The following is a 21,932-nucleotide window of genomic DNA, read 5'->3' as shown; positions in this document are numbered from 1 at the left end:
GCTTTGATTTTCGGGATGCAGGAGGGATCAAGCGCCAGCCATCTCGCGTTTTTCCACGCCGCGGAAGAAGATCAGGTAGAAAACCGGCGCGGCCACCAGCGTCAGCACAGTGGCAAAGGCCAGCCCGCCCATAATGGTGATGGCCATCGACACGAAGAAGGCGTCGGTTAGCAATGGCGCCATGCCGAGGATGGTGGTCACCGCTGCCAGCATCACCGGGCGCAAACGCGAGACCGACGCTTCGACGATGGCTTCGCGCAACGGTTTTCCGGTCTCGCGTACCAGGTCGATTTCCTCGACCAGCACGATGCCGTTCTTGATCAGCATACCCGACAGGCTGAGCAGCCCCAGAAGAGCTGTGAAGGTGAACGGGAAGCCGGTGCCGAGAAGCCCGATCACCACCCCATTCACCGACATCGGCACCAGGAGCCAGATAATCACCGGCTGGCGGATCGCGTTGAACAGCAGGACCGAAATCAGCACCATGATCAGAAGGGTCACCGGCAGCTGCTTGCCAAGGCTTTCATTGGCGTCGCCGGAGCTTTCATGCTCACCGCCCCATTCCATGATGTAACCGGGCGGTATCTCCATCGCTTCGATCGTGCCCCGTATCTCGGCAAAAACGGTGGCGGCGGTCATGTCCGGCGGGATGTCCGCGCCGACAGTCAGCGTAGGCAGCCGGTCCCGGCGGTGCACCAGAGTGTTTTCCACCTCGACATCAATACCGTCGATCATCTGCTCCAGCGGCAAAAACTTTCCGGCTGAGGACGAAAACACCACCTGATCATAGATATTGTAGGTTTCTTCCGGTGCGCGGCGCACCACAATGGGGATCAGCCGGTCGCGTTCCCGGAAGACACCCATTTGCAGGCCGTCAGTGGAGAACTGCAGCGCGTCGGCAATGTTATCCCGGGTGACACCGGCGGTCTGAGCCCGGTCAGTGGCATAGACAGGTTTCAGCACCGGCTCTTGCTCGCGCCAGTTGTGACGCGGGAGCAGGATATTGGGGGAGGCTGTTTCCAGCCGCCGGATGGCTTCTTCGCCGAGGCTGCGCAGAACGCGCGGGTCGGGACCGGAGAAGCGCACCTGGACCGGATCGCCGCCGCCCGGGCCGAACACCAGCCGCTTGGTGCGGAACTCGCCCTCAGGGAAGCGGGATTGGCCAAACGCCTCCAGCTCAGCCTGCAGCGGCGGGATGGCGTCCAGGTTTGCGGTACGGATGATCAGGTGGCCGTAGCTGGGGTTCGGCTTTTCGGCAGAATAGGTCAGCATGAAGCGGGTTGCGCCCTGACCCGTGAAGGACGCCACCGAAACCACATCTTCGCGTGCGCCAAGCCATTCTTCGAATACTTGCAGATGCTCGGATGTGGTCTGTATCGAAGTGCCCTGCGGCAGTTTGTAATGGACGAAGAACAGCGGGGTGTTGGAATCCGGGAAGAATTGCTGCCGCACCTGTCCGAAACCGATAAAGCAGACCACGGTGACGGTAATCAGCCCAGCGACGACCATCCAGCGCAGCTTCAGAGATGCCCGCAGGATCGCGCCGTAGGTGCGGAACAGGACACCATCATAGGCGTCGCCATCCCCCTCCTTGCCCTGCTTGAAGAAATAGTGACCCAACAGCGGCGTAGCTGTCAGAGCCAGGAACCAGCTGAGCAGCAGCGAAATAGCAATCACCGCGAACAGAGAGAACAGGAACTCGCCAGTTGCATCCGGGCTGAGACCGATACCGGCAAAAGCCATGATGCCGATCACCGTGGCGCCGAGCAGCGGGATCTGGGTTTTCGAGGCCGCATCATGCGCCGCCTCGCGGGAGGTCTTGCCGCGCAGCATGGAGATTTGCATTCCCTCCGCCACAACAATGGCGTTGTCGACCAGCATCCCCATGGCGATGATCAGCGCACCAAGCGAAATCCGCTCCATTTCGATCGAGAACATGTTCATGAAGAACAGTGTGCCCACCACGGTCAGCAGCAGGGTGGTGCCCACCACCACCGCGGCCCGCCAGCCCATGAACAGGGCCAGCACCACAACAACGATGGACACCGACATGGCGAGGTTCACCAGGAAGTCGTTGGAGGCCTGCTCGACCACAACATGCTGCTGGTAGATCGGCTTCAGATCGACACCATAGGGGATTTGGCTGTCCAGCGCGGCGAGCTTGGCGTCAACGTTCTTGCCCACTTCAACGATGTTTTCGGTGGCAAGGCCCGCAATCCCGAGTGTGAAGGCTTCAACCCCGTCAAAGCGGATGATCAGGTCCGGGTTGTCGATGCGGCCGCGATGAACGTCGGCCATGTCGATCACATTGACCACGTCGCCCTGCCAGCCGATCGCAAGACCCTGAATTTCGGAGACCGAGTCCGAGCCTTCCGGCGCACGCATCAGGGTTTCGGCAGGACCGGCGTCCAGACTGCCTGCTGAACGGACCGAGTTGGACGTGGCCAGCGCGTTGCTGATCGCGTCAATCGGAACATTCTGATTGACCGAGACCGCCAGCGTGGGTTCGACAAAGATCGCCTCCTGCGGCAGCCCGGCGATTTCAACATCGGCCACCCCGTCCACCGTCAGCAGCTCGCGCCGCAAGTAGGTTGCCAGATCATGCTTTTCGGCGTCCGTGTAGCCTTCTGCCGTCACCGCATAGAATAGGCCGAACACATCGCCAAAGCCGTCGTTTACAACCGGCTGGCTGACGCCCTCCGGCAAAGCGCGGGCAGCATCGCGGACTTCCGCGCGCAGCTTGGTCCAAATGGCAGGCAGTTCGGTGCCGTCGTAAGTATCCTGCATCTCCACTTCGATCAGCGAGAAGCCGGGTTGGTTCACGGACGTGATCAGCTTGACCTCGCCCATTTTCTGGATCGCGGATTCAAGCGGCTCGGAGACTTCGCGCGCAACCTGTTCGCTGTTGGCGCCGGGGTATTGTGTCGCGATGACCGCGGATTTGATGGTGAAGGCCGGATCTTCGAGCCGGCCCAGGTTCAGAAACCCCCAGATGCCGCCAAGCAGGGCCGCCAGCATGATGATCCAGGTATAGAGCGGCCGGTTGATCGACCCGCGTGCAATGTCCATCTGCCTGCCCTCAGTTCCCGAAACCGGTAAAGCGTCTGACCTGCTGGCCATCCTTCAGCGCACCACCCCCGGTCAGCACCACCTCTTCGTCTCCGGCAAGGCCGTCCGCCACGCGGAAATCACCGTTCTGGGTGGCTTCGACCTTCACTTTGGTCCATGCAACGGTGCCTTCCTCAGCGCCGGGTGGGGAAAAGACCATCACGCCGGTGCTGCCGTCGGTTGCGGTTACCAGAGCCGTTGCGGGCACTCTGATGCCCGCATCGCCGGTGTTGACCCGCACTCTCACAGTTGCAGATGCGCCCGGCAGGATCTGGCGGTCTTCGGGCGGGGGCAGGCGGAATGTTACCTGGTAGGTCTGGCCGACGCTGCTGGCCTCTGCGTCATATTCCAGGATCTCCAGCGGATACTCGGTATTCTGGCCGGGGAAGTTGGCGGAGATCGTCAGCACGTCGCTTTCCTCGGCCCTTTGGAACAGGATTTCCGGCACATCAACCTTGATGTACAGTTCGGACATGTCGTGCAGCCGCACGATGGGAGTTCCTGAACTGACGGTGGTGAATTGCTCAACCTCGCGGCTGGACACCAGAGCATCAAAGGGCGCGCTCAGGGTGGCGTGCTCGAATTCATATTCTGCATCGCGCAGCGCAACGCGTGCCAGCCCCGCCTCAGTCTCGGCGTCGTCGATTGAGACCTGACTGACGGTGCCGGTCAGATTTTTCAAGCGCGCTACGGTGCGGTCAGCCTGTTCCTTACGCAGCTGCGCTTGCTCGAGCTTCAGCGCGAACGGTTCCAGGTCGAGCTCGGCAATCAGCCCGCCTTTCGCCACCGCACTTCCTTCGGTGACCGGAAACTTCAAGATTTGCCCCGAAACCTGAAATGCAAGGTCCACTGTCTGCTTGGCCGCCACCTGGCCGAAGAACTGCCGTTCCAGAAACAGGGCTTCCGTAGAAGTTTGCAGCAGCTTGACTGGTTTCAGCCCGCCTTGGGCAAGGGTAGCAGCGGGCAAGGCCGCAAGCCCCGCAGCAAAGGCTGCAGCAAATGCGAGTGAATTAGGCAAGCGCATGCTTATGACTCCTTTTGGGGCAGTTTCTTTGCTGTTCGCGTTGCGCAGCAGTTTCAGGCGGCGCAGCCATCGATGCAACACAAGATGCCGGGACCGGTGCGGCATAGTCCGGTTGCAGCGGCTTGCCTGTGAACAAGGTTACAAAGAACAGGAAATCTGCGGGCGGATCAGGCAAAAAGGTTTCGGCTGCCGGTGCCGGCTAAGAAGCACCCTTTAGATTTTCACATTCCCGCAATCACAGCGCGATTTTTAGTAAGAAGCCTGCCTGCATTAGAAGCTCAATGGCCGTGTGAGCTTCATCTGAGCTTAAACGCCAGGACAAGGATGCGCTTGCGGGGAGCACTTTCCTGTTTGAGGTCCTTCATCAACCCATCAGCCATGGGCTTGGGACTGCAGTGAAGTACTCGTATGCCGTGAGCCGGCCGGGCAGCCGCTCCTTAGCTTTGTCAACGCGTGCAAAATTGCCCTCATCAGAAAGGAGTGGGGAGTGCGTGAAGCTGTCACGCTCGGCCTCCTGTGCCCGCAGGTCAGTTTTCCGGCTCGGTCAAAAACGCGGTTTGGAACGGCGATGCTGTTAAAGCCCGATCTGCAGCAGCCTCCAGCGGCGGTCGAGCATCCGCTTTTCCTCACCATTTCGGGGTTTCACAACAAACAGGTTCTCTCGGATCTCTGGCGGGAGGGTCAGTGCAGGGATTGCATATCCGGTGTCGCGGATCTCCTGGCGTGCAGCGGGCAGGCTGTTCGTGGCGTTGGTGAAGATTGTTGCGCGCGCCATCTCCGACGGCTGCAAAACATGGTTCACCAGCCGGTGTGCACCCTCCGGATCGCCGGCATCGCTTGGAATAACAAAGAGATCGGCCCACAAGTTGGAGCCTTCCCTGGGAATGACATACTGATAGCTGCTGTTTTCATCTTCCATTTTTGGCGCCAGGCCCGCCGTGCTCCAGGCGATGGCAAGGCACACTTCGCCGTCCATCAGCGCATCATACTGGTAGGAATCAAACGACCGGACATAAGGCGCGATGGCGGACAGCAGGCCGAAGGCGGCCTCAATGTCCTGTTCTGATTGGGACTGCGGGTCCAGGCCAAGATAGGCCAGTGCAGCGGCCAGAACCTCCTCCACCGAGTTGACGATGGATATGCCGCAATCCGCAAGCTTGCTGGCATTTTCCGGGTCAAACACCAGCGCCCAACTGTCGAGCGGCGCGTCAGGCAGGCGCTCCTGCACCGCGGCGCGGTCATAGGCGAGGCCGGTTGTCCCCCAGAGGTAGGGCAAAGCGTAGCCTTCTGCTTGGGGAAGGGAGGCCAGCAGGATCTGCATCAGTTCTGTGTCGAGCGCTGCCGCGTTTGGAATATCCGGCAGGCTGAATTCCCTGATTGCGCCGGCCTCTGCCATGCGGCCGACCGTTTCAGAGGCCACGATCGCCAGATCATAACCGGTGCCGCGGGCAAGCAGCCGTGCTTCGGCTTCATCAGCATCGCCATAGGTGTCAAGCACGACCGCAGTGCCGGTAGAGTCCTGGAACCCGGCAAGGGTGTCCGGGTCGATGTAGCCGCTCCAGTTGTAGAGCCAAACCTGGCCGGGATCCGCTGCGGCTGGCGGGGACAGCAGGGAGGCAGATGTGATGGCAGCGGCAATCAACGGTTTCAGGCGCATTTCGAGCTTCCCTTGCTGCATGCGGCGGCCTCGTCCGGCCAAAGGCGGGTCAGGGCGGCAGCAATTGCCGCCTTGTTGACGGGTTTCGCGAGATAATCATTCATTCCTGCGGACAGGCCTTCCTGACGCTGCTCGCTCATCGCATTGGCGGACAGACCGATGACCGGGACCGGCGCCGATCCCTTCTCCTGCTCTGCGGCACGGATCGCCCGGGTGGCTTCGAGCCCGTCCATTTCCGGCATCCGGACATCCATCAGCACAAGGTCGGGCGCCCAGCTCTGTGTCAGCTCCACTGCCTCGAACCCGTTTCCTGCTGTTATGACGGTGCATCCCAGCCGCTCCAGCATCTTGCCCGCGACCATCTGGTTGACCCGGTTGTCATCAGCAACCAGCACCTTCTTGCTGAAAGTGGCATTGACGGGTTCGGGCCGGGAAACCGCAGCCGGCAGCGGCACATCCCCGGCAGGAAAATCCACCGTGAATTCGGCGCCCTGGCCTTCGGCGCTTTGGAGTGCGATCGTGCCGCCAATCGCCTGGGTAAGGTTCTTGACGATGGCGAGACCAAGGCCGGTGCCGCCAAACCGCGTGGTTGTGGTTGCATCGGCCTGGGCGAATTGCTCAAAAATATGTTCCTGGGCTTCCGGCGGTATCCCGATGCCGGTGTCGCGTACGGTAATGCGGATCATCCGGTCCCCGCCGGGGGCTGGCGGCAACTCCTGCAGCTTTACCTCTACAGTTCCGTTTTCGGTGAATTTCAACGCGTTGCTGATCAGATTGACAACGATCTGGCGGATCGCGGTGCCGTATCCCTGCACATGCCAGTTGCTGACCTCTGCGGCCGCTTCGAAACGCAGGTTGATCTTTGCGCTCTGTGCCCGTGCAGAAAACAGGTCAATCACCTCCAGGCAGGTGGCGCGGACGTTAAAGGCTTCGGCTTCCATTTCCAGCTTGCCGGCTTCGGCCTTGGACAGGTCCAGAACATCGTTGATGATGCTCAGCAGGGAATTGCCGCTCACGATCATCATACGGATCATATGCCGCTGCTGGTCATTCAGGTCAGTGTCGTTCAACAGCTCTGCTAAGCCGAGCACGCCGTTCAGCGGGGTGCGGATTTCGTGGCTCATCGTTGCCAGGAAAACGGACTTTGCCTCAGAGGCGGCTTCTGCTTTGCGGCGGCTGGCCTCGATTTCCGACTGCGCGCTGATGATGAAGCGCTCCATCGGCAGATGCACGAAACGGGCTGCAACAAATACGCCGATAGCGCCGATTATCACGGCCGCCAGCGCATAGAGCAGCTGAGTCTGCGCGGCAATGCGGCTGGTCTGGGCTTCGGCTTCCTTCACTTTCATGAGAATGGTCAGCAGCCGCCTGGACAGGTCCGAGGCCAGCGTCGCAGCTTTAATATCCGCGGCCGCCTCCCGGTTGGCGGCGGGATCCGTGAGCAGCCCTGTCAGCAGCAGGATGTCCTCCAGTTCGGAGATCGGATTCAGCGCCGGCTGGGATAGGATTTCCTGCGCCTGCGGCGAGAACGCTGAAAGCGCGTCTTCACCGGTGAGGCCGGCAAACGAGTCCGCTGCGGGCCTTGCGCTCCGCCGGATGCGCCCGCGCGCAATCAGCGCCTTCTGGCTGCCCGGGTCATTCTTCAGCTCGTCAAAGGCCAGCGACAATTCGGAGAGGGAAACAAGAAGCTGGTCGAGGACCCTGGTGTTCTCCGCCCGCCGGACCACGCTCCTTTGACCGGAGAGGGTGACGCAGAATGCGGCCACAGCGGCCGCCAGCAGGATTGCCAAGGCGATGCCGCTGCGCAGACGAAGGTATTTACGCGTAACACGCTGCTTGGTCATTGAGCGCCTGAATTGAAGTTCCGGGAAATCCTTGCGGTTTTCTGCAGACTAGAACCGAATGTCTATTCTGGAAAGCAAGCATTGAAAAACAATGAATCAGCTGAATGGAAAAGTTTAACCAGTGCTTGTTCCTGACCCTGCCATACTTGTGTCCGAACCGGCGGCGGCTAATCTTTTCACGCGACTTGCCCGCAGCGCGTTATTTTGCCTGAATACCTTTGGCAAAGTCCATGAAGGCGCGGATCACGCGGACGTCACGGCGCTGGGTGAGATAGATGATGCTTTCGCTCATCGTGAGGTCGGCATCGCGCAGGCTGTATTTAACCAGGCGGTCGTCGTGGCCGAACTCCGCCTCGGAGACAAAACCGATACCTGCGCCGGAGGCAACAAGCTCGCGCACGGCCTCGCGCCCTTCGGCGACAATTGCGGGCTTCAGCCGGATTCCCTGTTCCCGTGCGGCGGTCTCTACTTTCTCGCGGGTCTTTGAGCCCTCCTCGCGGAACACCAGGGGCAGCTGCGCCAGCTCCTGGAACGACAGGTCTGTCTGAGAGGCCATCAGCAGGCCGCGCGCGGCGAAGGCAACGATGCCGGTGGCACCGAGGTTCAACACACTCATATCCTTACCGGGGGACAGGCTGCCGGCGACCCCGATTTCGGCGTTGTAGTCGCGCAGTTCATCAATGATTTCGCCAGTGTTCCCGGCACGCAGCGAAATTACCACTTTCGGGTAGCGTTTCTGGAACGGTCCCAGGAAGCCGGTCATGTGCTGGGCGGAGTCGGCGATGATGCGCAACTCCCCTTCAACAGCGGCGCGGGTTGCCGACAGGTAGTCTCCGATCCGGCTTTCCACCTCGAAGTACTGCTTGGTCATGTGAAGCAGTTCCTCGCCTGCGGCTGTCAGGAACACCCGTTTCTTCTCGCGCCGGAACAGCAGCACATCGTGGTCCTGCTCCAGTTTGCGAACCTGTTCCGAAACCGCGGGCTGGGTCAGGTGCAGAGCCTCGGCGGCGCGGGAAAAGCCGCCCAGAAGGGCCACGTGGTGAAAGGCCTTGAGCTGAGAATGACGCATATTTTGACCCTGTAAACTTGTATAGGCTGGGCCTATCATTGAATTGTTTTTTGCAATTTTACATATGAACTGTGCTGGCGCAATCATGCTCTCGAACCATGCTTTGGAGACAGGCAATGACCGCTTCCGCACCGCAGATAGACCCGCCTTTTCTGGGCGAGCCTTACCTTCTGACACCCGGGCCGCTGACCACATCCTATGAGGTGAAACAGGCCATGCTTCGCGACTGGGGCAGCTGGGACGACGACTTCCGCGCCATGACCCGCGACATGCGCAGCCGCCTGCTGGCGCTGCTGGGCGATGGCGCTGGCGAATATGACTGCGTTCCGATGCAGGGCTCCGGCAGCTTCGCGGTGGAGGCAATGCTGGCCTCCTTTGTGCCGCGGGACGGCAAGGCGCTGGTGCTTGCCAATGGCGCCTACGGGCTGCGCTCGGCGCAGACGCTGCAATACCTGGGCCGCGACTATCAGCTGCTGGACAAGGGCGACTACCTGCCGCCGCGCGGTGATGAGGTGGCGCAGATACTGGCGGAAGATCCGTCAATCACCCATGTGGTGGCAATCCACTGCGAGACCTCCTCCGGCATTCTGAACCCGGTGGAGGAGATTTCCGAGGCTGTTTACGCCGCGGGCCGCAAATTGCTGATCGACTCGATGTCGGCCTTTGGCGCGATTGAACTGCAGCCGTCGCAGATCCGCTATGAGGCGATGGTCTCCTCTGCCAACAAATGCATCGAAGGGGTGCCGGGCTTTGGCTTTGTCATTGCCCGCAAAGAGGAACTTGAGGCGGCCAAGGGCAACAGCCATTCGCTGTCCCTGGATGTGCATGCGCAATGGGCGCATATGGAAAAGACCGGCCAGTGGCGGTTCACCCCGCCGACCCATGTGGTTGCGGCCTTCCTGGAAGCGCTCAAGGCGCATGAGGCTGAAGGCGGCGTCGCGGGGCGCGGCGGCCGCTACACCCGAAACCGCGATGTAATGGTTGCCGGAATGCGCGAGCTGGGGTTCGAGACCCTGCTGCAGAACCGCTGGCTGTCGCCCATCATCGTCACATTCTTTTGCCCTGCGGATGCGAATTTCGTCTTCGGCCGCTTCTACGATCTGATGAAGGAGAAGGGCTTTATCATCTATCCGGGCAAGCTGACCGTTGTGGACAGTTTCCGCGTCGGCTGCATCGGGCAGATGGATGAAAACGTGATGCGGCAGGTTGTGACTGCCGCCAAGGAAACGCTTGCCGAAATGGGCGTCGCCAGCGCGGCCCCGCCCGCCGCGGCGCTGGAAGAACGCGCCAAACTGGCCGCCTGAGACATAGAGGACTTTAAGATATGACCATTCAATCCCCCGTCGTGGCAAACGGCCGCGCCTATGATGTGCCCAAGACCTGCGCGATTGCCATTTGCCTGGACGGCTGCGAGCCGGAGTATCTGGACAAGGCAATTGCCGACGGTCTGATGCCCACGCTCAAGCGGATGCGCGCGGAAGGCACCGACCGGCTGGCGCATTCGGTGGTGCCGAGCTTCACCAACCCCAACAACCTTTCGATTGCGACCGGCCGCCCGCCGGTGGTGCACGGGATCTGCGGAAACTACCTGATCGACCCGGACACCGGCGAAGAAGTGATGATGAACGACGTGCGCTTCCTGCGGGCGCCGACGGTGTTCAAGGCCTTTTATGACGCCGGCGCGCGGGTGGCCGTGGTTACCGCCAAGGACAAGCTGCGGGCGCTGCTTGGCGCAGGCCTGGAGTTCGGCGACGACCGCGCCAAGTGCTTCTCGGCTGAAAAATCCGACACCTCTACCGCGGCTGAGCATGGCCAGGAGAAAGCCAGCGCGTGGCTCGGCATGGCGCAGCCTGAAGTCTATTCGGCAGAGCTGAGCGAGTTTGTCTTTGCCGCCGGTGTGAAGCTGTTGAAGGAATGGGCGCCGGATGTGATGTATCTGACCACCACCGACTATGTGCAGCACAAGTACAGCCCTGACCAGGCGGAGGCCAAGGCCTTCTATGAGATGTTCGACAAGTACCTGACAGAGCTGGACGCGCTGGGCGCCGCCATCGTGGTGACCGCCGACCACGGCATGAAACCCAAGCATCACGCCGACGGTTCCCCCAGCGTGATCTATGTGCAGGACCTGATGGATGAATGGCTGGGTGAGGGCCAGGCGCGGGTGATCCTGCCGATCACCGATCCCTATGTGGTACACCACGGCGCGCTCGGTTCCTTTGCCACCTGCTATCTGCCTGAAGGCGCGAACCGTTCGGAAATTATGGAACGGCTGGCCGGTTATGACGCGATCACCGATGTGCTGACCCGCGAGGAGGCGGTGGCCCGGTTCGAACTGCCCGCCGACCGGATTGGCGATATCATCCTGGTTTCGGGCGAGAATATTTGCATCGGCACGTCTGAGCACCGTCATGATCTGGCGGCGCTTAAAGAGCCGCTGCGCAGCCATGGCGGGCTGACCGAACAGGAGGTACCCTTCATCTGCAACCGCGTCCTGCCGCTGCCCGAGCGCCCGGTGCTGCGCAACTTTGATGCGTTTTTCTATGCCGCGCAGGCGGCGGCGCTGTAACCATGAAGGATCAGGCGATGAGCGATATCGAAATCCGAAACGAGGGCATGCGGATCGGGGGCGAGGTGGTCTTTACCGAGGAAACCGTGCCGGTTCTCTACCCCTATACCAACGAGGTGGTGGGCCATGTGCCGGCGGGGCAGGCTGAGCACGCCCGCAAGGCGTTTGAGATTGCCGCGAACTACACGCCCAAGCTGACCCGCTATGAGCGCAGCCAGATCCTGCAGCGGGCAGGGGAGCTGATCGGGGAAAAGCGCGAGTGGCTGGCCAAATGGCTGACGCTGGAGCTGGGCATCTGCCATCAGCATGCGATCTATGAGACCAAGCGTGCGCAGGACGTCTATCAGTTTGCCGCTGCCGAAGCGCTGAAGGACGATGGCGAGATCTTCTCCTGCGATCTGACCCACAACGGCAAGGCGCGCAAGATCTTCACCAAGCGCGAACCGGTGAAGGCAATCTCGGCGATCACCCCGTTCAACCACCCTTTGAACATGGTCAGCCACAAGATCGCGCCTGCGATTGCCACTAACAACTGCATGGTTTGCAAGCCGACGGAACTGACGCCGCTGACCTGCATCGCGCTGGCTGATATCCTGTACGAAGCAGGCCTGCCGCCGGAGATGTTTCAGGTGGTCACGGGCTGGCCCAAGGACATTGGTGACGAGATGATCACCAATGAAAACATCGACATCATCACCTTCACCGGCGGCGTGCCAGTGGGCAAGATGATTGCCGAAAAGGGCGTCTACAAGCGCCAGGCGCTGGAGTTGGGCGGCAACGACCCGCTGATTGTCTGCAACGACCTGAGCGATGCCGATCTCGAGAAAGCCGCAACCATTGCCGTGGCGGGCGCCACCGGCAACTCCGGCCAGCGCTGCACCGCGATCAAGCGCATCCTGGTACAGGAAAGCGTTGCCGACCGCTTTGTGCCGCTGGTGCTGGAGAAGGCGCAGAAGATCAAGTTCGGCGACCCCCAGGACCCGGAAACCGAACTGGGGTGCGTCATCCACGACAAGGCAGCGGAGCTGTTCGAGAAACGCGTCTACATGGCCGAGGCCGAGGGCGCGGAGATCCTCTACCACCCTGGCCGCCAGGGGGCGCTGCTGCCGCCCATCGTGGTCGACAAGGTGCCGCACAACAGCGAGTTGGTGATGGAAGAGACCTTTGGCCCCATCGTGCCCATCGTCCGGGTGCCGGATGACGACGCTGAGGTGATGCGGATCTCCAACTCCACCGAGTTCGGGCTGTCGTCGGGTGTCTGCACCAATGATCTGAACCGGGCGATTGCTTATATCAACGGTCTGGACGTGGGCACCTGCAACATCTGGGAGCAGCCCGGCTACCGGATCGAGATGTCCCCTTTCGGCGGCATCAAGGATTCCGGCAACGGGGTCAAGGAAGGCGTTATTGAGGCGATGAAATTCTTCACCAACGTGAAGACCTACTCACTCCCCTGGCCGGAATAACACCGGCCCGCCGGGGCTGGCTCCACCTGGCCCCGGCCTTTTTAGCTTTCTCTTTTGACCCCCTGCACAGAGGCACCACATGCTCGTCCATACGGAAGGTGAATCCAACACGTCCGAGGCCCGCAAGGCCTGGCTGAAAACATCCATCGGCCCCAATTCCGCACCGCTGCTGGAGCGGGATGCGGATGCCTTCCTGCACCAGAGCCTATCCAGCCCCTGCGTCAGCACCATCGCCAAGGCCGAGGGTATCTGGATCGAGGACATGGACGGCCGCCGCTACATGGATTTCCACGGCAACTCTGTGCACCATCTGGGCTATGGCCACCCCAAGCTGGTCGCCGCGATCAAGCAGCAGCTGGACGACCTGCCCTTTGCACCGCGCCGCTTCACCAATGAACCCGCAGTGGAATTGGCGGAGAAACTGACGGCAATCACCCCTGGCGATCTTGGCAAGACCCTGTTCACGACCGGCGGATCCGACGCCAACGAGGTGGCGCTGAAAATCGCCCGCGCCGCCACCGGCCGGTTCAAGACTCTCAGCTTCTGGGATGCGTTCCATGGCGCGGGGTTTGGCGCCGCCTCGGTCGGGGGAGAGGCCACCTTCCGCAGCCATATCGCAGGCCCCTTGCTGCCGGGAACGGAGCATGTGGCACCGTTCAGCCCGTCGAACTGCGCCTACGGCCACAAGTCGCTGGAGGCCAGCGCCGAGGCCTGCGCGCGGATGATCGACTATGTGCTGGGCCGCGACGGCGACTATTGCGCCTTCATCGCCGAAGCGATGCGTGCGGTCCCGAATGTGCCGCCGCAGGGGTTCTGGAAATCGGTTCGCGAGATCTGCGACAAGCACGGGGTGCTGCTGATCCTGGATGAGATCCCCACCGGACTGGGTAAGACCGGGCAGATGTTCTCTTTCCAGCACGACGGGATCGTGCCGGACATCGTGACGCTCGGCAAATCGCTGGGCGGCGGTATCCTGCCCATCGCCGCCTGCGTGGCGCGGCGCGAACTGGATGTCTGCGGCGATTTTGCCATCGGTCATTACACGCATGAGAAAAACCCGGTCACTGCCCGCGCCGCCCTGACGACGCTGCAGATCCTTGAGGAGGAGGGGCTGGTGGAACGCTCCGCCGAGCTGGGCCGCCACGCGCTGGAGCGGTTACGCGATGCGCTGGGCCAGGTGTCTATCGTCGGTGACATCCGAGGCCGCGGGCTGATGTTCGGGGTAGAGATCGTCGAGGACCGCCAGACCATGGCGCCCGGCATCGCCAAGGCAGAACAGATCTACTACGCCTGTCTTGAGGCTGGGCTCAGCTACAAGATCAGCCAGGGCAGCGTGCTGACTCTGTCGCCGCCGCTTACCATCTCCCGCGAGGATCTGGATCGGGCGCTTGATATCGTTATAGCAGCGGTGAAGGCGTCAGACTGACGCCTCGTTAGTCAGCGCATGACAAAGCCCCGGCTGTCGCCGGGGCTTTTCTTTTTCTCAGCCCGGCAACCGGCTCCGGCTGTCGGGGCAGCGGGAATTAATACATCCCTGACGTGTGTTTCTGGCCTTTCGGGCTGATGCGCCGATCTTCCGGCCGCCGGTAGGGTCAATGCAGGCCGGTGCCAATCGGTGCCGCAGCCACATGAACCGCCGGCCTGCCGGCGTCTATCTGATGGGAGACTGAAATGACTGCATATCTGAAAACGATGCTGTCCAAGCTGCGCGGCGACGAACGCGGAGTGACACTGGTGGAATACGGCATTGCCATCGCGCTGGCAGTGGCTCTGGGCACTGCTGCCTTGGACAACCTGGCGGATGACGTCGGCGACTCGATGGATGCGGCCGGGGCCTGCATGCCGAACTCGGACGGATCCGCACCGACTTGCTAACTTGTTGCTTTGGCTTCCCGATCCCGATCGGGGAGCCTGGCGGATGCGGGGCTTCGGGGGGAATGCCCCGCATCCGCCAGAAAACTGCCGCTGGCGTTTACCGGCGGCAAGCACGGCAGGAAGCAGAAGCCTGCGGCCACATTTTCCGACGAACAGCCGGGGCCGCCCTTCTGCTGCGCCAGCCAGCGACGAAAGGAAACTTGGCATGAATATTTCATCACTTCTCAGCATGATTTCCGGACTGGCCCTGGCGGGCGGCTCTGCCTATGTGGCCAAGGATTACATTGACGGGCAGGCCGTGACCGGCGGTCCCGAAGGGCCAGCGCTGGTCGAAGTTGTGGTCGCCTCTCAGGATATCGCTTTCGGGACGGCATTGACCGCGCAATCCCTGACCACCATTGCCTGGCCGGCTGAAGCCAGGCCCGCAGGCACCTTCACCAGTTTTGACGCCTTGCTTCCGGATACCGGAAAACCGCCGCGCCGCGCCCGCCGCGCGATTGCGCAAGGAGAGCTGATCCGGGCGTCCAGGGTCTCTAATTTCGGTGAAAAGGTGACGATCGTGCAGACGCTCAGCCCGGATCACCGTGCGATGGCCATCAAGGTCAGCGCGGAAACCGCAGTAGGCGGTTTCGTGACGCCGGGCGACAGCGTTGATGTGCTGCTGACCCAGGGCAGGGGAGCGGATCTGAAGACCGTGACCATCCTGCAGAACGCCCGGGTTATCGGGGTGGACCAGGATGCCAACCAGGAAACTGATAAGCCGGGTGTCGCCCGCACGGTGACGGTTGAGGTGACTCCGGACGAGGGCCAGCGCCTGGCATTGGCCCAGCGGGCGGGCACACTGAGCCTCACTTTGCGCAACCAGGACGCGGCCGCCGAGGAAGTGCCGTTGGACTCGATCAGCCTGAATGACGTGCTGCGCAACCTTCAGCCGCAGCCGCAGGAGCCGGCCGCAGAGCCTGCGCGCAGGACCGTCCTGATACGCCGCGGCACCGAAGTGTCGGAAACTGAACTCCGCTGATCAAAACCGGGAGCTTTGCCTGACCATGCGCCTGAATATCCGCATCAGACAGTTTGCACAGGATGAGCACGGCACCATGCTGGTCATCTGGGGGCTGACCTTTGTGGTGCTGCTTGGGATTGCGGCGATGTCGTTCGACCTGGGCCGCACCGGTATCACCCGCAGCGAGCTGCAGGCCTACACTGACAACGTGGCACTGGCTGCAGCAGGCGAGCTGGACGGTAAGGATGATGCCATCACCCGCGCCCGGGCCGCGGCCGCCAATCTGATCAGCGACCGCAAGACATTCGGCACCGGCGGCAGTGTGCTGAGCGGCGATACCGACTACACGCTCACCTTCTATTCGGAACTGCCGGACGATGACACCGCGGCCTTGACCGCTGTCACCACCGACCCGGCAGAGGCGGTCTATGTCCGTGCCGTGGCTACGCCCAGTACAGTGGCGGCCACTTATGGCGCCGCTTTTGCGGCACTGACCGGAAACGCCCGCCCGAATGACCAGGCGCGCGCCGCGTCCGTGGCCGGTTTCACCCAATATGCCTGTGATATAACCCCGCTGATGTTCTGCATCCCGCCGGGGTTTTCGGCGGACGCCAGCGTTGGCGATATGATCCTGCTGCGCTCCGGCGGCAGCGGCTCCGCTTGGGGTCCGGGGGATTTCGGCTTTCTCGATCCGGCCAAGGTTCTGGTCGATGACGAGGGGCCCTGCGCCGGTCTCAATGGCGCGCAGCTGGACGCCTGCCTGCTGGGGGCCGAAGGCAGTATCACTCAGTGTTTCAATCAGCGCGGCGTCGACATTGAGCCGGGCCAGAAGGTCGGCATCCGCGATGCCATCTTCAATGTGCGCTTTGATATCTACAAGGCGATCATGAACGGCAAGCGCAACGACCCCGATTATCCGCCCGCGCCCAATGTCATCAAGGGCATCGTGCCCAGCAGCGGCGGCAAAGGTAAAGGCGGCGGCAGCTGCATCGGCAATAACGAGGACCCGTCGCCCGATACCGTTGGACTGCCGCGCGACGGATGTTTTGCCTCCGGCGGCTGCACACGATTTGGCGACGGCAACTGGTCGGCCGGACGGACGGATTATGTCGGCACTAACTATGGCGGGGTTGACCCGCACCCCGGTGCCACCACCCGCTATGAGTATTACCTGGAAGAGATTGATGCCGCTGGCGGTCCCGGAGGCGCAGGCAGCATCCTGTCCGGTCTGGCCGAGACCGGCCGCCCGGTGTGTTCACCAAATCAAAGCTCCAATCCGCAGCGCCGGGTGGTGATTGCGGCGGGAATCGACTGCTCCGCAAACCCGATCAACGGCGCAACTTCTGACGTGCCGGTGCAGGAATTCGTGAAGATCTTCCTGACTGAGCCGGTGGGGGACGACGGCGCCTCGCCGCCGACCCTGGATATCTGGGGCGAGGTTGTGGGCAGCGCAGGCGGCGGCGCCGGGGGCACCGGCGACGTCGGCATCTTCCGCGACGTTGTTCAACTGTACAGGTGACCGGGATGGCTGACAGAACACATGCCGCAGGCGGCTGGGCCGCCTTTCGCAAGGGGGAAGAAGGCGCGGTGCTGGTGGAATTCGCACTGATGCTGCCGGTGATGCTGCTGGTTTTTGCGGTGATCATCGAGGGCGGGCGGATGATGTGGTCTTACCAGGCAGCAATCTCCGGCGTGCGGGATGCAGCCCGTTACCTGGCGCGGGTGGCGCCGCAGAACATCTGCTCCGCCGGCGGCACTGTGGACGCGCACCAGCCGCAACTGCTGGCGATCGTGCGCGAAAGCATTTCGGGTGATGCGCTGTTTCCGGCCAGCCTTGCGGTGACCTCTGTCACCCCCGGCCTGACCTGCCAGGCAGGCAGTTACCGGATATCGCCTGCGCCGGTTGTGACGGTGCGGGCCAGCTTGACCATGACCTTTCCTTTTGCGGGTGTCTTTGAACTGAACGGCGGCAGCCGTGCCACCATCAATACGGTCATCACCGACCAGAGCCGGGTGTTCGGAACATGACGGCGCTGTTGAAAGCATATGCAGCCCTGCGCCGGTTCCGCCGGGATCAGGAGGGCGCAGCACTGGTTGAACTGGGCGTGGCCATCCCGCTGTTCCTGCTGTTGTTCATGGGCATCATCGACTTCGGCCGCATGGCGTTTCACTATGCGGTCGCAGAACGGGCAATGAATGTGGCCGCCCGGGTGGCCGCGGTGCGGCCGCCGGCCTGCGCCGGGGTGCCGGAGTTCCACCGGCGCGACCCGTCGGCGACCGGCACGCCGCCGGAGTTCGGCACTTCCTGCCGGGCGGGGGCAGACATCTGCCTCAATGCGGGAACGGTGACCTGCGCGGGCAGTGCAGCCAATGCCACGGCAAATGAAATCTGGAGCCTGGTGCGCGGCGCCATGCCGCCGGATGCCACCATTGCCGCGCTTTCATTCAGCTACAGCTACGACGGCAGCCTCGGCTTTCTGGGCGGACCCTATGTGCCCGTGGTCACGGTGGAGCTGCAGAACCAGACATTCCAATTCGTGTCACCGCTGGGGCGGCTGGCGGCGCTGGCCGGTGCGGCGGGGGGATCCGGCCTTGGTGCTGCGGTGCCGTTCCCGCCGATGAGCGTCTCGTTGCCGGGCGAGGACCTGGCACTGGGCCAGAGCGGCTGAAGCGATAGAGAAAGGAGAGGCCGATGCAGGCTGAAACACAATCCATCGTGGTCATCTCAAAGGATCCGGCTGTCTGTGCCCTGGTGGCCAGCGTGGCGCAGTTCCAGCCCGGAACCGGGGTGAAGAAATGCGCGTCTGCGCTCAGCGAAATCAACGGCACCGCGCTGCAGCTGGCCAAGGATAACGACCTGATCATCTTTCGCGCCGGGGCGGAAGCGGCCACTGATGCCGCAGCGGTGAAGGAGATGCTGCGTCACACCGGCGGCACGGCGCGGATCTTGGCCCTGGCGGATACCAGCATGCCGTTTGCAGATCTGCGGCTGCTGACAGAGGCCGGGGTACAGGATGTCCTGCCGGAAACCGCTTCTGCCGATGAGATGTCCGCCGCGATCCGTAAGTGCCTGAAAGCTGAGGAACCGCAGCCCTTAGCCGGCGTCAGCACCCGCGGCAGCCGCGAGGGAATGGTGGTTGCGGTCAGCCAGTCCTGCGGCGGCGCGGGAGCTACGACGCTGGCAGTGAACCTGGCGGACTGCCTGACCCGGCGCCGCGGCCTGAGGCGGCAGGAGGCGGAGTTCAAGGTTGCCCTCCTGGACCTGGATCTGCAGTTCGGTGCCGTCGGCAGCTTCCTCGACCTGCCGCCGAACCGCTGCCTGTACGAACTGGCAAGCGAGGGGTTCGTTCCCGACGATGTCTTTGCCGAGCAATCGATGAGCGAGGCGGCCCTCGGCCTGTGGGTGCTGGCTGCCCCGGCGGAGATCGCCCCGCTTCATGCGCTGAAGCCGGAACAGGTGCAGGCGCTGGTTGCGCATCTGCGCCAGCAGTTCGATTTCGTGGTGATCGGCCTGCCGCGGGCGTTGGCGGAGTGGCTGACGCCGGTTCTGGAAGCCAGCGAGCGGCTGCTGATGGTGACTGGCAGTTCAGTGCCTGCCATCACCCAGGCGCGGCGGCTTCTGGATTTCTACGCCGAGGCCAGCATGAGCCTGCAGACCGACATCGTGATCAGCCGCGAACGCAAGCCGATTGTCGCTGCGAGCCATCACAAGGAAGCCTCCAAGCTGCTGCAAAAGCCGTTCAAATACTGGCTGCCCAACGATCCCTCGGCAGCTTCTGCGGCGGTTGACCGGGGGGTGCCGCTATCGGCAGCGGCGGGGCGTTCCAGCCTTGCCAAGGCGATCCGGCGGCTGTCCCGGGACTTGATCGAAACAAGAAAGGCCCGTGCCGCCGCGGCGCAGCCTCAGCACGGAAAGGCGGTTTGATATGTTCAGGAATTTTGGCAAGCGAACAGAAGATGCCGCCCCGGACACGGTGGTGCCGCTGTGGCCGGAGGCGGGCGCGCAGCCGCCTGCAGCAGAGGCGGACACCAGCGGGGAAATCCGCAAGCTGGCGGCCTTTCTGGAGCTGAAAAGCCGGATGCACGAGGCGGTGATCGACCGGCTGAACCTGGCAGTGATCGATAAGGTCGAGCCGGAGGAGCTGCGCCGCGAGGTGGCGGCGCTGGTGAGCGATGTGCTGGCCGAGGAGAATAATCCGCTGCGCGCCGATGAATTCCGCCGCCTGGTGGATGAGCTGATCGACGAGGTGCTGGGGCTTGGCCCGTTGGAGCCCCTGCTGGCGGATCCCGGCATCAATGACATTCTGGTCAATGGCCATCAGACGGTCTTTGTTGAACGCAGCGGTGTGCTGGAGCAGACCGGCGTGCGGTTCCGGGACGAAAAACACTTGTTACGGATTATCGACAAGGTGGTCTCGCGCGTCGGGCGCCGGGTGGATGAGAGCAACCCCTGGGTGGATGCGCGGCTGGAGGATGGCAGCCGGGTCAATGCTATCATCCGGCCCTGTGCCATCGACGGTCCTTCGCTGTCGATCCGCAAGTTCGCCCGCGACCCGCTGACGATGGAGAAACTGGTGGCCGGTAACGCGCTGAATGGTCGCGCGGCGGCCTTTCTGCAGGCGCTGGTTGAGGCGCGCGTCAACATCCTGATCTCCGGCGGCACCGGTTCCGGCAAGACCACGATGCTGAATGCGATTTCCGCTGGTATCGACCCGCGCTCGCGGATTGTCACCATTGAGGACGCGGCGGAGCTGCAGCTTCAGCAGGCCCATGTGGTGCGGCTCGAAACCCGCCCGCCCAACCCGTCGGGCGGCGGTGCTGTCAGCCAGCGCGATCTTGTGCGCAACGCCCTGCGGATGCGGCCCGACCGGATCATCGTTGGCGAGGTGCGCGGCGCCGAGACCTTCGACATGCTGCAGGCGATGAACACCGGCCACGACGGTTCGATGACCACGGTGCACGCCAATTCCGCCCGCGACGCGCTGGGCCGGATTGAGCAGATGGTCTCGATGATGGGAATGGAGCTGCCGCTGGCGGCAATCCGGGCGCAGATCGCCTCGGGCCTGCAGATCATCGTGCAGCTGGCCCGCCTGTCGGACGGGCAGCGCAGGGTTATCAGCATCTCCGAGCTCACTGGCCTGGAGGGTGAAGTGATCACCATGCAGGACATCTTTGTGTTCCGCCGGATGGGGAAGACCGCCGATGGCGGCATCGCAGGCGAGTTCATCCCGACCGGCATCCGGCCGCAGTGCGCAGCCCTGCTGGAAGCTGCGGGTGTGGGCTTTGACGGCAATATGTTCCAGCCGGAGGGCGCCTGATGCTGAAGGATCTCATGAACGAAATGCACAGCTGGAACGGCCAACTGGGGGGCTACGCGGTCTATTGCGGCATTGCAGTCGGCCTGCTGCTGCTTATGTCCGGGCTGCGCCAGGTGCTGGGCCGCAAGGGCCGTTCGGCGGCCACCCGCAGCCGCCGCATGCGGATGATCGCGCAGGGGCGCAATGGCACTGAACGTCTCGCCATCCTCAAGCCGACGCAGCAGCGGACCGGCTGGCAGCGCATTCCCGTTGCAGGGGAACTGCCGCAGATCCTGCGCCAGGCGGATGTGCCGCTGAGTCCGGGCCTGTTCTGGCTTGGCTGCTGCGTGCTGACGGTGCTTATGTCGGTGGCGGCGGCGGGATATGCGGGATTGCGTCAGGGAATTGTGATCGGGGTCATTGGCGGTTTTGGCGTGCCGTTTGCGCTGCTGCTCAGCCAGCAGCGCAAGAAAATGGATAAGCTGATGCACCAGTTGCCGGACGCGCTGGAGATGCTGGCACGCGGTCTCAAAGTGGGCCATCCGCTGAACAACTCGATCGGCATCGCTGCCCGCGAAATGCCGGACCCGGCAGGCACCGAGCTGGGCATCATCTATGACCAGGTGACCTATGGTGACGATTTGCCGGATGCGGTGCAGGAATTCGCGGACCGGACCGGGCTGGAAGACGCTCAGTACCTGGCCGCCAGCATCAGCATCCAGCACGGCACCGGCAGCGACCTGTCGGTGATGCTGGAAACCCTGTCGCGGGTCATTCGCGGCCGGATTGCCCTGCGCCGCAAGGTGCATGCGCTGGCCTCCGAGGGGCGGCTGACCGCCTGGATGCTGTCGGCGCTGCCGCTGGTGATTTTTGCCACCGTTTCGGTGCTGACGCCGGACTATTACGCGGGCGTGGCGGAAGATCCGCTGTTCCGGCCGATGATGGGGGGAATTGCCGTGCTGACTGTGCTGAACGCGCTGATGCTGCGCAAACTTGTCAACTTCAGGATCTGACCGGGGA

General features: G+C 62.6%; 17 protein-coding genes. 12 read left to right on the top strand and 5 right to left on the bottom strand.

What is annotated here, in order from left to right; translation table 11 throughout:
* Positions 1–27 precede the first annotated feature (27 nt).
* From RA26_RS11390 to RA26_RS11370, 5 genes are all read right to left on the bottom strand, one after another.
* Entirely contained in the window at positions 28–3,069 is a 3,042-nt protein-coding gene (locus RA26_RS11390; RefSeq protein ID WP_039183798.1) for an efflux RND transporter permease subunit, read from the bottom strand.
* A 10-nt stretch (positions 3,070–3,079) separates the two neighbouring features.
* Positions 3,080–4,132 (bottom strand): efflux RND transporter periplasmic adaptor subunit, encoded by a 1,053-nt coding sequence (locus RA26_RS11385; protein WP_039183984.1) that lies wholly within the window; start codon positions 4,130–4,132, stop codon positions 3,080–3,082.
* A 574-nt stretch (positions 4,133–4,706) separates the two neighbouring features.
* Positions 4,707–5,789: an extracellular solute-binding protein gene (locus tag RA26_RS11380; protein ID WP_039183797.1), complete on the bottom strand. Its 1,083-nt coding sequence runs from the start codon at positions 5,787–5,789 to the stop codon at positions 4,707–4,709.
* A complete protein-coding gene (locus RA26_RS22090; protein WP_052272390.1) occupies positions 5,780–7,633 on the bottom strand; it encodes an ATP-binding protein in 1,854 nt (617 codons plus the stop codon). Before RA26_RS22090 ends, RA26_RS11380 begins: the two co-directional genes overlap by 10 nt.
* A 199-nt stretch (positions 7,634–7,832) precedes the next feature.
* Positions 7,833–8,702, bottom strand: a complete 870-nt coding sequence (locus RA26_RS11370) for a LysR substrate-binding domain-containing protein (RefSeq protein WP_039183795.1) — start codon at positions 8,700–8,702, stop codon at positions 7,833–7,835.
* 116 nt (positions 8,703–8,818) lie between these two features.
* On the opposite strand from RA26_RS11370, the gene RA26_RS11365 reads away from it, so the two are divergent.
* The 12 genes from RA26_RS11365 to RA26_RS11310 all read left to right on the top strand — a co-directional run bounded on the left by RA26_RS11365 (position 8,819) and on the right by RA26_RS11310 (position 21,925).
* Positions 8,819–10,006, top strand: a complete 1,188-nt coding sequence (locus tag RA26_RS11365) for a 2-aminoethylphosphonate--pyruvate transaminase (protein WP_039183793.1) — start codon at positions 8,819–8,821, stop codon at positions 10,004–10,006.
* A 20-nt stretch (positions 10,007–10,026) separates the two neighbouring features.
* Positions 10,027–11,271: a phosphonoacetate hydrolase gene (phnA, locus tag RA26_RS11360; RefSeq protein WP_039183792.1), complete on the top strand. Its 1,245-nt coding sequence runs from the start codon at positions 10,027–10,029 to the stop codon at positions 11,269–11,271.
* 17 nt (positions 11,272–11,288) lie between these two features.
* A complete protein-coding gene (gene phnY / locus RA26_RS11355) occupies positions 11,289–12,737 on the top strand; it encodes a phosphonoacetaldehyde dehydrogenase (protein WP_039183982.1) in 1,449 nt (482 codons plus the stop codon).
* Between the two features lie 79 nt (positions 12,738–12,816).
* Entirely contained in the window at positions 12,817–14,163 is a 1,347-nt protein-coding gene (gene pbfA / locus RA26_RS11350; RefSeq protein WP_039183791.1) for a (R)-1-hydroxy-2-aminoethylphosphonate ammonia-lyase, read from the top strand.
* Positions 14,164–14,408: 245 nt separating this feature from the next.
* A complete protein-coding gene (locus tag RA26_RS22960) occupies positions 14,409–14,612 on the top strand; it encodes a Flp family type IVb pilin (protein ID WP_039183790.1) in 204 nt (67 codons plus the stop codon).
* A 205-nt stretch (positions 14,613–14,817) separates the two neighbouring features.
* A complete protein-coding gene (cpaB, locus tag RA26_RS11340; RefSeq protein ID WP_039183789.1) occupies positions 14,818–15,633 on the top strand; it encodes a Flp pilus assembly protein CpaB in 816 nt (271 codons plus the stop codon).
* A 25-nt stretch (positions 15,634–15,658) separates the two neighbouring features.
* Positions 15,659–17,134, top strand: a complete 1,476-nt coding sequence (locus tag RA26_RS11335; protein ID WP_039183787.1) for a TadE/TadG family type IV pilus assembly protein — start codon at positions 15,659–15,661, stop codon at positions 17,132–17,134.
* Positions 17,135–17,139: 5 nt separating this feature from the next.
* Positions 17,140–17,643, top strand: a complete 504-nt coding sequence (locus RA26_RS11330; protein WP_039183786.1) for a TadE/TadG family type IV pilus assembly protein — start codon at positions 17,140–17,142, stop codon at positions 17,641–17,643.
* A gap of 8 nt (positions 17,644–17,651) precedes the next feature.
* Entirely contained in the window at positions 17,652–18,284 is a 633-nt protein-coding gene (locus tag RA26_RS11325; protein WP_241482634.1) for a TadE/TadG family type IV pilus assembly protein, read from the top strand.
* A gap of 23 nt (positions 18,285–18,307) precedes the next feature.
* On the top strand, positions 18,308–19,540 hold the full coding sequence (locus tag RA26_RS11320; RefSeq protein WP_039183779.1) for an AAA family ATPase: 1,233 nt from the start codon (positions 18,308–18,310) through the stop codon (positions 19,538–19,540).
* Between the two features lies 1 nt (position 19,541).
* Positions 19,542–20,933 carry a CpaF family protein gene (locus tag RA26_RS11315; RefSeq protein ID WP_052272389.1) on the top strand — a complete coding sequence of 464 codons (1,392 nt, stop codon included), beginning with the start codon at positions 19,542–19,544 and terminating at the stop codon, positions 20,931–20,933.
* Positions 20,933–21,925 carry a type II secretion system F family protein gene (locus RA26_RS11310; RefSeq protein ID WP_039183776.1) on the top strand — a complete coding sequence of 331 codons (993 nt, stop codon included), beginning with the start codon at positions 20,933–20,935 and terminating at the stop codon, positions 21,923–21,925. Before RA26_RS11315 ends, RA26_RS11310 begins: the two co-directional genes overlap by 1 nt.
* Positions 21,926–21,932 lie beyond the last annotated feature (7 nt).

It is taken from the genome of Leisingera sp. ANG-M7 (genome assembly GCF_000813965.1).
Lineage (GTDB): Bacteria > Pseudomonadota > Alphaproteobacteria > Rhodobacterales > Rhodobacteraceae > Leisingera.
This window is presented reverse-complemented; position numbering and strand designations above follow the sequence as displayed.

What these genes read in the sequence shown, in the direction of transcription:
- RA26_RS11390 (WP_039183798.1), bottom strand. Translation starts at nt 3,069, where the DNA reads ATGGACATTGCACGCGGGTCGATCAACCGGCCGCTCTATACCTGGATC.
- RA26_RS11385 (WP_039183984.1), bottom strand. Translation starts at nt 4,132, where the DNA reads ATGCGCTTGCCTAATTCACTCGCATTTGCTGCAGCCTTTGCTGCGGGG.
- RA26_RS11380 (WP_039183797.1), bottom strand. Translation starts at nt 5,789, where the DNA reads ATGCGCCTGAAACCGTTGATTGCCGCTGCCATCACATCTGCCTCCCTG.
- RA26_RS22090 (WP_052272390.1), bottom strand. Translation starts at nt 7,633, where the DNA reads ATGACCAAGCAGCGTGTTACGCGTAAATACCTTCGTCTGCGCAGCGGC.
- RA26_RS11370 (WP_039183795.1), bottom strand. Translation starts at nt 8,702, where the DNA reads ATGCGTCATTCTCAGCTCAAGGCCTTTCACCACGTGGCCCTTCTGGGC.
- RA26_RS11365 (WP_039183793.1), top strand. Translation starts at nt 8,819, where the DNA reads ATGACCGCTTCCGCACCGCAGATAGACCCGCCTTTTCTGGGCGAGCCT.
- phnA (WP_039183792.1), top strand. Translation starts at nt 10,027, where the DNA reads ATGACCATTCAATCCCCCGTCGTGGCAAACGGCCGCGCCTATGATGTG.
- phnY (WP_039183982.1), top strand. Translation starts at nt 11,289, where the DNA reads ATGAGCGATATCGAAATCCGAAACGAGGGCATGCGGATCGGGGGCGAG.
- pbfA (WP_039183791.1), top strand. Translation starts at nt 12,817, where the DNA reads ATGCTCGTCCATACGGAAGGTGAATCCAACACGTCCGAGGCCCGCAAG.
- RA26_RS22960 (WP_039183790.1), top strand. Translation starts at nt 14,409, where the DNA reads ATGACTGCATATCTGAAAACGATGCTGTCCAAGCTGCGCGGCGACGAA.
- cpaB (WP_039183789.1), top strand. Translation starts at nt 14,818, where the DNA reads ATGAATATTTCATCACTTCTCAGCATGATTTCCGGACTGGCCCTGGCG.
- RA26_RS11335 (WP_039183787.1), top strand. Translation starts at nt 15,659, where the DNA reads ATGCGCCTGAATATCCGCATCAGACAGTTTGCACAGGATGAGCACGGC.
- RA26_RS11330 (WP_039183786.1), top strand. Translation starts at nt 17,140, where the DNA reads ATGGCTGACAGAACACATGCCGCAGGCGGCTGGGCCGCCTTTCGCAAG.
- RA26_RS11320 (WP_039183779.1), top strand. Translation starts at nt 18,308, where the DNA reads ATGCAGGCTGAAACACAATCCATCGTGGTCATCTCAAAGGATCCGGCT.
- RA26_RS11315 (WP_052272389.1), top strand. Translation starts at nt 19,542, where the DNA reads ATGTTCAGGAATTTTGGCAAGCGAACAGAAGATGCCGCCCCGGACACG.
- RA26_RS11310 (WP_039183776.1), top strand. Translation starts at nt 20,933, where the DNA reads ATGCTGAAGGATCTCATGAACGAAATGCACAGCTGGAACGGCCAACTG.